This is a genomic window from Neglectibacter sp. X4, assembly GCF_009917365.1.
Classification (GTDB): domain Bacteria; phylum Bacillota; class Clostridia; order Oscillospirales; family Acutalibacteraceae; genus Acutalibacter.
This window is the reverse complement of the sequence record NZ_QWLE01000007.1, coordinates 86,705-95,272: the sequence shown is the minus strand read 5'-3', so window position 1 is coordinate 95,272 and position 8,568 is coordinate 86,705. Positions and strand designations below refer to the sequence as shown.

The 8,568-nt window shown below is 57.3% G+C and carries 8 protein-coding genes; 2 read left to right on the top strand and 6 right to left on the bottom strand.

The genetic code is table 11. The features are described from left to right. Window positions 1–278: 278 nt before the first annotated feature. Window positions 279–425 carry a hypothetical protein gene (locus D1841_RS05605; RefSeq protein ID WP_160642307.1) on the bottom strand — a complete coding sequence of 49 codons (147 nt, stop codon included), beginning with the start codon at window positions 423–425 and terminating at the stop codon, window positions 279–281. 292 nt (window positions 426–717) lie between these two features. On the opposite strand from D1841_RS05605, the gene D1841_RS05600 reads away from it, so the two are divergent. Continuing rightward, window positions 718–1,710, top strand: a complete 993-nt coding sequence (locus tag D1841_RS05600; RefSeq protein ID WP_237076208.1) for an SPFH domain-containing protein — start codon at window positions 718–720, stop codon at window positions 1,708–1,710. Between the two features lie 23 nt (window positions 1,711–1,733). Further along, complete coding sequence (locus tag D1841_RS05595) at window positions 1,734–1,925, top strand: Arc family DNA-binding protein (protein WP_160642308.1); 192 nt, start codon at window positions 1,734–1,736, stop codon at window positions 1,923–1,925. A gap of 213 nt (window positions 1,926–2,138) precedes the next feature. On the opposite strand, the gene ilvB is transcribed toward D1841_RS05595, so the two are convergent. The 5 genes from ilvB to D1841_RS05570 form a co-directional block, all read right to left on the bottom strand. Then, entirely contained in the window at window positions 2,139–3,758 is a 1,620-nt protein-coding gene (gene ilvB, locus D1841_RS05590; RefSeq protein ID WP_160642309.1) for a biosynthetic-type acetolactate synthase large subunit, read from the bottom strand. A gap of 36 nt (window positions 3,759–3,794) precedes the next feature. Further along, the gene (gene ilvN / locus D1841_RS05585) at window positions 3,795–4,265 is read right to left on the bottom strand and encodes an acetolactate synthase small subunit (protein ID WP_160642310.1); all 471 of its coding nucleotides are present in this window, start codon (window positions 4,263–4,265) and stop codon (window positions 3,795–3,797) included. Between the two features lie 40 nt (window positions 4,266–4,305). Further along, window positions 4,306–4,902, bottom strand: coding sequence for a GNAT family N-acetyltransferase (locus tag D1841_RS05580; RefSeq protein ID WP_160642311.1), 597 nt, complete (start codon window positions 4,900–4,902; stop codon window positions 4,306–4,308). A 156-nt stretch (window positions 4,903–5,058) separates the two neighbouring features. Further along, a complete protein-coding gene (gene uvrA / locus D1841_RS05575; RefSeq protein ID WP_160642312.1) occupies window positions 5,059–7,884 on the bottom strand; it encodes an excinuclease ABC subunit UvrA in 2,826 nt (941 codons plus the stop codon). Continuing rightward, complete coding sequence (locus tag D1841_RS05570) at window positions 7,881–8,429, bottom strand: nitroreductase family protein (protein ID WP_160642313.1); 549 nt, start codon at window positions 8,427–8,429, stop codon at window positions 7,881–7,883. The genes uvrA and D1841_RS05570 overlap by 4 nt, the downstream gene beginning before the upstream one ends. Window positions 8,430–8,568 lie beyond the last annotated feature (139 nt).

The window sequence follows — 8,568 nt, the reverse complement described above, 5'->3', positions numbered from 1 at the left end:
GTATAGATTTTTGTAAAAAGGCAGGTAAAGCTTAGGGCTTGTTTGAAAATAGAGGAGGTACCGGAATTTTTGTTCCAAAGGGAGCGGTTTCAAGGCGGAAACCGCAAGAAATACTGTCGTATTTCGAGGATTTTCAACACAGAAACCGCCCGTTTGGGGCAAAAAGACGGTGTTTACAATTTTTCAAACAAGCCCTAGAGTCTGTTTAAAAAAGCGCAAAAAATGCAGGGCCTTTGGAGGCCCTGCATTTTTTGAGGGTATGAACAAGAAACAGAAAGCTATGCTGCTGAACTGGTGCTGGCGGTGGAAACCGTGCTGCCGGCACTGGAAGCGGCAGAGCTTGCAGAGGATCCGTCATTTCCGCTGCAGGCCGCCATGGTGGCAGCCATCATCAGGGCCGCAAGGGCCAAAGCGATTTTCTTCATTTTGTTTTTTCCCCTTTGCTTTTTAAATTTTAAGGCCCGGGCCAGCCAAGCGCTACCTGGAAGCAGGCCTGTCACCCAAACCATCTAACAATATGAATTTTACCACCAGTTTATTACAAAAACATGTGAGGTTCTTTTACAGTTTCATAAAAAAAGCTTACAATCCCTTTACAAATCTTTCCAATTTCTGAATCTGGCATCCTTCATAAGGATAAAAGCAAAAAAGCTCTTGACAAAAAAGCCGACTGATATTATAATGATATCAACATGAAATCTGAAAGGGGACGGATCGATGGATAATCAAACTGCCATGACCAACAAATATGAAGAAAAAGCCGCAAAAACCAGAAGCGGCTTTGGGATGCTGTTCTGCACCCTGCTGCTGTTCCTGGTTTCTGCGCTGGGCATCGTCTTTGGGGGCATCCTCCTGGACAGGAATTCCATACCTCTGGGGGTGGTGCTGCTGGTGGGAGGCATTCTGCTTGTCTGTGCGGCGGCCATCATGTGCGGGGGCTTCAAGGTTTTAAACCCCAATGAGGCGGCTGTTCTCACCCTGTTCGGCAAATACTACGGCACCATTAAAAAAGACGGCTTCTATTGGGTGAACCCCTTCTGCGCCTGCATCAATCCGGGGAACAGCCGCACTGTCACCACCAATTCTAACGGCATGACTATTACAGCCGGGGGCGGCGGGAAAATCAGCCTGAAAACCATGACACTGAACAACGAAAAGCAGACAGTCAATGACGAGCGGGGCAATCCTATCATCATTGATACCGTGGTAATCTGGCGGGTGGTGGACACCACCAAGGCTGTTTTCAACGTGCAGAATTACCGCACCTTCCTGTCCATCCAGTGTGACTCCGCTACCCGCAGCATTGCCCGGCGCTATCCCTATGACCTGATGGAGGAAAACGACGTGGCGGAAAAGACCCTGCGGGGCAGCAGCCAGGAAATTGCGGACATGCTGCAGGAGGATCTGCAAAAGCGCGTGACAGAGGCCGGGCTGGAAATCCTGGAGGTGCGCATCCGCCAGCTTTCCTACGCGCCGGAAATCGCGGCCCAAATGCTCCAGCGGCAGCAGGCTGAAGCTGTGGTGGCAGCCCGGAAAAAGATTGTGGAAGGCGCTGTGGGCATGGTGGAAATGGCCCTGGAGCAGCTTAAAGAGGACGGCGTGGTGTCCCTGGACGAGGAGCGCAAAGCCCAGATGGTATCGAACCTGCTTGTGGTGCTATGCGGCAGCAAGGACGCCCAGCCCATTGTCAACAGCGGCTCCATTTATTAAAACAAGGAAATCTGTGTGATCTTATGGCAGATAAGGATAAGAAACAAATTTTGCTGCGCATCGCTCCCACCCTGTGGAAGGATCTGGCGGCTTGGGCAGAGGAAGATTTCCGTTCCATTAACGGGCAGATTGAATACCTGCTGACAGAGTGCGTCCGCAAGCGGAAGAAACTGCCTCCCCCGGATGAAAAGGAAGGCGCGGACGGAGAAGCATAAATGAACCACACGCAAAAAAGCGGGCAGCGAAAGCTGCCCGCTTTTTTGCAGCGTATCGCTGCACCTGTGACGCGGGGAACAAGGCAAAACGGGCCAGCCTGCACCACGCGGAACGAACCAGCAGGAAACCGCACAAATAAACACAAACACAGTTTTTAGATCAAACCTTTTTGCAAAAAGGTTTGCAGGGTTTGGGACAGAGTCCCAAGGTCTTCACACGCTGGGAGTATCCGGATCCACCCGGCACACCAGCACAAAGGGCCGGGGGCTTTTCAGCATCTTTTCAGCAAGGGAAAGCGCCTGGGCGTTGTTCTCTGCCAGGGCGGCGGGAATGCCATACGCTTCGCACAGGGCTACGAAGTCCGGGTTGCCGCCCATATGGGTGGCAACGTGCCTGCCTGCGTAATGCTGGTTTTGCAGTTCCCGCACCATACCCAAGCGGCGGTTGTCCATCACAATCATCTTTAAAGGCACATTGCAGGCACAAACTGTGGCAAGCTCGCACAGGCTCATCTGAAACGCCCCGTCCCCGCAGACAGCCACCACCTGCCGCCGGGGCTTCGCAAGCTTTGCCCCCAGGGCAGCGGGCAGGGCATAGCCCATGGTGCCCAGGCCCCCGCTGGTGAGGAACCGCCCCTCCTTCTGGGTAAAGTTGATGGCAGCCCATATCTGGCTCTGGCCTGGATCGGCGGTTAAAATCGCGTCCTCGTCCATGATTTTCGACAGCGCCCGGATAAAGGAACGCGGCTCCACATAGTCCTCCCTGTCCTCTCCCCGGGGAACGGCTTTGCGCTTATATTCCAGCACGCGGCTGACCCAGGGCGCGCAGTCACAGGGGGCGGCCTGCTCTGTCAGGGCGGCAAGCACCTGCTTCACGTCCCCCACAATGGGAATATCCACCCGCATGTTCTTCCCGATTTCCGCAGGATCCACGTCAATGTGCAATATCTTCGCCTGCTCCGCTATCTGGTGGGGCACCGCAATGGCCCTGTCCCCTACCCGTGCCCCGCACAGCAGGATTAAATCCGCCTCCACCATGGCACGGTTGGCATAAGGCCGCCCAAACTTCCCTATCATCCCCAGATACACCGGGCTGTCCATGGGCATCACCCCCAGCCCCATCATGGTGGACACAATGGGAATGCCGGTTTTCTCCGCAAAGGCTGCCATTTCCTCCCTGGCCCCTGCCAGCACCACGCCGCCCCCACAGCAGATCACCGGACGGCTGGCTTCCCGGATGGCCTGGGCAGCCCTCTTAATCTGCAAGGGGTGCCCTGCCGTCTTGGGCTTATAGCCGGGGATGTCCGCCCGCTGGGGGTAAGAAAAATCTTCCAGCACCTGCTCCTGCACGTCCTGGGGCACGTCGATAAGCACCGGGCCGGGCCTGCCTGTGGCGGCAACATGGAAGGCCTCCTTGAACACCCGGGGCAGTTCCTTTGCCGACTTCACCAGATAGCTGTGCTTGGTGAAGGATTCGCATGCCCCGGTCACGTCCGCCTCCTGGAATACATCCCTCCCTAGCTGCTCCAGGTTCACCTGCCCGGTAATGGCCACTATAGGGATGGAGTCCATATAGGCTGTGGCAATGCCGGTAATCAAGTTTGTGGCCCCCGGCCCGGAAGTGGCTACGCACACCCCCGGCCTGCCGCTGGATCGGGCATAGCCGCTGGCCATGTGGGCGGCATTCTGCTCGGAACGCACCAGCACATGGCGCAGGGAAGAATCAAACATAGCGTCGTAAAAAGGGCAGATGGCCGCCCCCGGATACCCGAAAAGGATCTCCGCCCCCTCTGCTTCCAGGCATTTCACCATTGCCTGCGCTCCTGTCATCATGGCTGTGTCCTCCTTTTCATCCCGCAATCATGCCGCCTATCCCCTGTCCAAGGCTATCACCCCTGTCCGGGCGATTTCCCGGATGCCGTAGGGCCGCAGCAGGGCGCAGAGGGTGTCGCACTTTTCCTGCTCCCCCGCAAAACGCAGCGTCACAGAACCCTTTGCCACGTCTACCACTTCCGCCTTCATCAGGGCGGCGATCTGGTTGATTTCTGCCAGGTGCTGGGTTTCGCAGCCGGTTTTTATCAGCATCAGCTCTGCCTGCACCGCGCCTGGGGAAAGGGATCGCACCTTAATTACCGGGATAACCTTGTTAAGCTGCTTTTCCACCTGCTCCAGGATGTAGTCGTCGCCTTCCCCCACAATGGTGACACAGGACATAGTGCTGTCCTCTGTGGCGCCCACTGCCACGCTGTCCAGGTTGTATCCCCGGCGGGAAAAGAGGCCCACCACCTTGGAGAGCACGCCGGGCTGGTTTTCCACCAGCACAGAAAGGGTATATTTCATCTTTCGCGGCCTCCTTTCAGGCAAATGAAAGCAAACGGGCTTACTGCCTAAAGCACCTGCACACCTGGGCATAGGCTTCCTCGCTCTCCCCCACCAGAGGAGGCACAATCACCCGGTACACCTGCTCCAGGGACTCCTGCACCTCGTCTGTCCCGGGCATCCTGTCTCCCAGGGGCAGAACCAATATCTGGTACTCCACGCCGAACAGCCAGGAATACACAGCGGTTTCCCGGCACCCGAACCCATTGTAAAACCGGATGCGCCGGGTGCGCTCCTCTGTTTGGGCCGGGGTTTCGGCAGACTCCAGGCTTTCTACCTCAATAAGCAAAAAGCCTGCGCCAAGGCCCCTTGCCGCCTCCCCCAGCATACGCAGCCCCCGGGTGCCGATCCCCTGCCCCCTGCGCCCGGCGTCCACCGCGAAATAGTCCAGCAGAACGCCGGAACGCCCAGGCGAAAAGGCAAAGGTGCCATAGGCCCCCAGGCCCTCCTCAAAGCAGCCGAAGGACTTATATTTCCCCTCCCCCGTCAGTTCCCGGATGCTGGAAAAAGGGCGCAGCTCCTCCGGAGGGAAATCTGCCTCCATGCGCTCCCCATAAAGCTTTTCCATTTCCTGCAAACTAAGTTCCCGTATTTCCATAGCATCGCCGCTCCTTTCTCTGTTTTCCCTAGGCCTGCCGCCTGCAAAACTTCTCCGCATATAGAGTCTGATTTTAGGGTCAACCTCTTTCTAAAAGGGGTTGTGGGGGTGGAGGGGGCAAAGCCCCTTCCACGTCGGAGGCATTAAGCGCACGGCCTACAGCCCCAGCATCCCCCTGAGATACTGCCCTGTGTAAGAGCCTTCCACCAGGGCCACCTCCTCCGGCGTGCCCTCTGCCACAATTTTCCCGCCCCGGTTGCCGCCTTCCGGCCCCAGGTCGATAATATGGTCAGCGGTTTTGATGAGATCCAGGTTGTGCTCAATGACCACCACTGTGTTCCCTGTGTCCACCAGCCGCTGCAGCACCTCAATCAGCTTGTGTACATCGGCAATATGCAGGCCCGTGGTAGGCTCGTCCAGAATATAGATGGTCTTGCCTGTGGGCCGCTTGGAAAGCTCTGTGGCAAGCTTCACCCGCTGGGCCTCGCCCCCGGAAAGGGTGGTGGCGGGCTGGCCGATTTTCACATACCCCAGGCCCACGTCCTGCAGGGTCTGCAAACGCCTTGCAAGCTTGGGGATGTCCCGGAAAAACTCCAGTCCCTCCTCCACCGTCATCTCCAGCACGTCATAAATGCTTTTGCCCTTATATTTCACTTCCAGCGTTTCCCGGTTATACCGCTGGCCCTTGCACACCTCGCAGGGCACATACACGTCCGGCAGGAAGTGCATTTCAATGCAGATGATGCCGTCTCCCTGGCAGGCCTCGCACCGCCCGCCTTTCACGTTGAAGGAGAACCGGGAGGCTGTAAAGCCCCGCATTTTGGCCTCCTGGGTGCTGGCAAACAGGGTGCGCACATCGTTAAACAGCCCTGTGTAGGTGGCGGGATTGGAGCGGGGCGTGCGGCCTATTGGGGACTGATCTATCTGGATCACCTTGTCCAGATACTCCAGGCCCAAAATCTCCTTGTGCGCCCCGGGATGGGTGTGGGCCCGGTTCAGGCTTCCTGCCAGCTTTTTATAGAGGATTTCATTTACCAGGGAGGACTTGCCGGAGCCGGAAACCCCGGTTACGCACACCAGCTCTCCCAGGGGGATTTTCACGTTCACCTTTTGCAGGTTGTTCTGGGCCGCGCCCCGCACCTCCAGAAAGTTCCCGCTGCCCTGCCGGCGCTTCTCCGGCACCTCCACCTTCCTTTTGCCGCTTAAATACTGGCCGGTTACAGAGCCTTTGCACTTCTCAATGCCCTTTACAGGCCCGGCATAGATAATATTCCCGCCATGCACCCCGGCCCCCGGCCCCACGTCCACAATGTAGTCGGCGGCCCGCATGGTGTCCTCGTCGTGCTCCACCACAATCACAGTGTTGCCTAAGTCCCGCAGGCGCTTGAGAGTGCCCAGCAGCTTATGGTTGTCCCGCTGGTGCAGGCCGATGGAAGGCTCGTCCAGGATGTACAGCACCCCCATAAGGGAAGATCCGATCTGGGTGGCAAGGCGTATCCGCTGGCTTTCCCCGCCAGAAAGGGTGCCGGAAGCCCGGGAAAGGGTAAGATACTCCAGCCCCACGCTTTGCAGGAAGCCCAGCCGGGACTTGATTTCTTTTATAATTGGTGCGGCAATCATGCTTTCCCGCTCTGTAAGGGCGAGGGCATCCACAAACTCCAGGGCCTCGGTAACAGACTTGTCGCACAGCTCGCTGATGTTAAGGCCTCCCACCGTTACCCCCAGGCTCTCCGGGGAAAGCCTGCGGCCATGGCAGGCGTCGCAGGGCACAGCACTCATATACCCCTCAATTTCCTCCTTAATCCAGTTAGAGGAGGTTTCCCTGAAACGCCGCTCCAGGTTGTTGATAACCCCCTCAAAAGGGGCCATATAGGTGCCGCTGCCATATTCCCCTGTGCGCCTCAGCTTGATCTTCTCCCCTTTGGTGCCATACAGCAGCACGTCCACAATCTCTTTGGGCAGTTCCCCAATAGGCGTGTCCAGGGAGAAACCATAGTGCTCGGAAAGGCCCTGCATGTACATGGCGGCAATGGTGCTGCCCTCCATGGCCCAGCCGCTGGCCTTCAGGCCCCCTTTGCTGATGGAAACCCGGTCGTCCGGGATAATCAGCCGGGGATCCACCTTCATAAACACCCCCAGGCCCGTACACTTCTTGCAGGCCCCGAAGGGGTTGTTGAAGGAGAACATCCGGGGGGTCAGCTCCTCCACGCTGACCCCATGCTCCGGGCAGGCATAATTCTGGGAGAAGGTGATGTCCTCCCCGTCTATAACGTTCACAATCACCACGCCTCCTGTAAGCCCTGCCGCCACTTCAATGGAGTCGGCAAGCCTGGAGCGCACGTCCGGCTTTATCACCAGCCTGTCCACCACGATTTCAATGGTATGCTTCTGGTTCTTGTTCAGTTCAATAGGTTCGTTCAGATCGTACAGCAGGCCGTCCACCCTGGCCCGCACAAAGCCGGAACGCCTGGCCCCCTCAAACTCCTTCTGGTGGGTGCCCTTTCTCCCCCGCACCACCGGGGCCAGCACCTGCACCCGGGTTTTTTCCGGCAGGGCCAGCACCTGATCCACAATCTGATCCACTGTCTGCTGCTTGATTTCCCGCCCGCAGATGGGGCAGTGAGGGATACCGATGCGGGCATACAGCAGCCGCAGGTAGTCGTATATTTCCGTCACTGTACCCACAGTGGACCGGGGGTTTTTAGAGGTGGTTTTCTGGTCGATGGAGATAGCGGGGGACAGCCCGTCAATCATGTCCACGTCCGGCTTCTCCATCTGGCCCAAAAACATCCGGGCATAGGAGGAAAGGCTCTCCACATAGCGCCTCTGCCCCTCGGCATAGATGGTGTCAAAAGCAAGGCTGGACTTCCCCGAACCAGAAAGCCCTGTCAGCACCACCAGCTTGTCCCGGGGGATCTCCACGTCCACGTTTTTCAGGTTGTGCTCCCTGGCGCCATGCACCACGATTTTATCCAGGCTCATCTTCTTTCCCCTTCCTTTATCTGAAACCCATTAAACCATGCCCGTTCCTCAAAGGGCTTTTTCCTGGGCGAAGGCCGTAGGGCCTGGGCAGGCTTGCCAACAGGCAGGAAGCACACCAGGTCATACTCCTGGGGCACGCCCAGGATATCCGCCATCTTCCGCCCGATCTTGTCCTCATCTGTAATGTGCCCCTCATACCAGCAGCTTTCATAGCCCATCTCACAAATTGCCAGCAGCATGTTTTCAATAGCCGCGGCATAGTCCTGCACTTGGAAGCACCGGTCGCGGTACGCGAAAATCTTCTGGGTCAGCACGCAGATCATGGCGGGGGCAGTGGCCCCAGCGGGCGGGTCGATAACAGCCCTCAGCCGCTCCAGCAAGGCGGGGTCGTCTATGGCGATAAGGCTGGTTGTCTGCTTGTTGCACCCGGAGGGCGCTGCCAGCCCGGCTTCCATAATTTTTTTCAGGTCTTCCCGGGGCACAGGGGTGTTTTCATACCTGCCCCGGTAGCTTCGGCGGTTTAAAATGCGTTCTATCATATTCATGGGAGCTTTCTCCTTTTATATATTATGTAACAGCTACGGCGGATGTCCTTTTTCTTCTTTTACTACTGCACATGCCACACACATAGATAAGCCTCCTTCACCATAGCCGGGCCTTCCCCGTCCAGCCTGTTCCCCGCGC

What these genes read in the sequence shown, in the direction of transcription:
- ilvN (WP_160642310.1), bottom strand. Translation starts at nt 4,265, where the DNA reads ATGAAATATACCCTTTCTGTGCTGGTGGAAAACCAGCCCGGCGTGCTC.
- uvrA (WP_160642312.1), bottom strand. Translation starts at nt 7,884, where the DNA reads ATGAGCCTGGATAAAATCGTGGTGCATGGCGCCAGGGAGCACAACCTG.
- D1841_RS05570 (WP_160642313.1), bottom strand. Translation starts at nt 8,429, where the DNA reads ATGAATATGATAGAACGCATTTTAAACCGCCGAAGCTACCGGGGCAGG.
- D1841_RS05595 (WP_160642308.1), top strand. Translation starts at nt 1,734, where the DNA reads ATGGCAGATAAGGATAAGAAACAAATTTTGCTGCGCATCGCTCCCACC.
- D1841_RS05600 (WP_237076208.1), top strand. Translation starts at nt 718, where the DNA reads ATGGATAATCAAACTGCCATGACCAACAAATATGAAGAAAAAGCCGCA.
- ilvB (WP_160642309.1), bottom strand. Translation starts at nt 3,758, where the DNA reads ATGATGACAGGAGCGCAGGCAATGGTGAAATGCCTGGAAGCAGAGGGG.
- D1841_RS05580 (WP_160642311.1), bottom strand. Translation starts at nt 4,902, where the DNA reads ATGGAAATACGGGAACTTAGTTTGCAGGAAATGGAAAAGCTTTATGGG.
- D1841_RS05605 (WP_160642307.1), bottom strand. Translation starts at nt 425, where the DNA reads ATGAAGAAAATCGCTTTGGCCCTTGCGGCCCTGATGATGGCTGCCACC.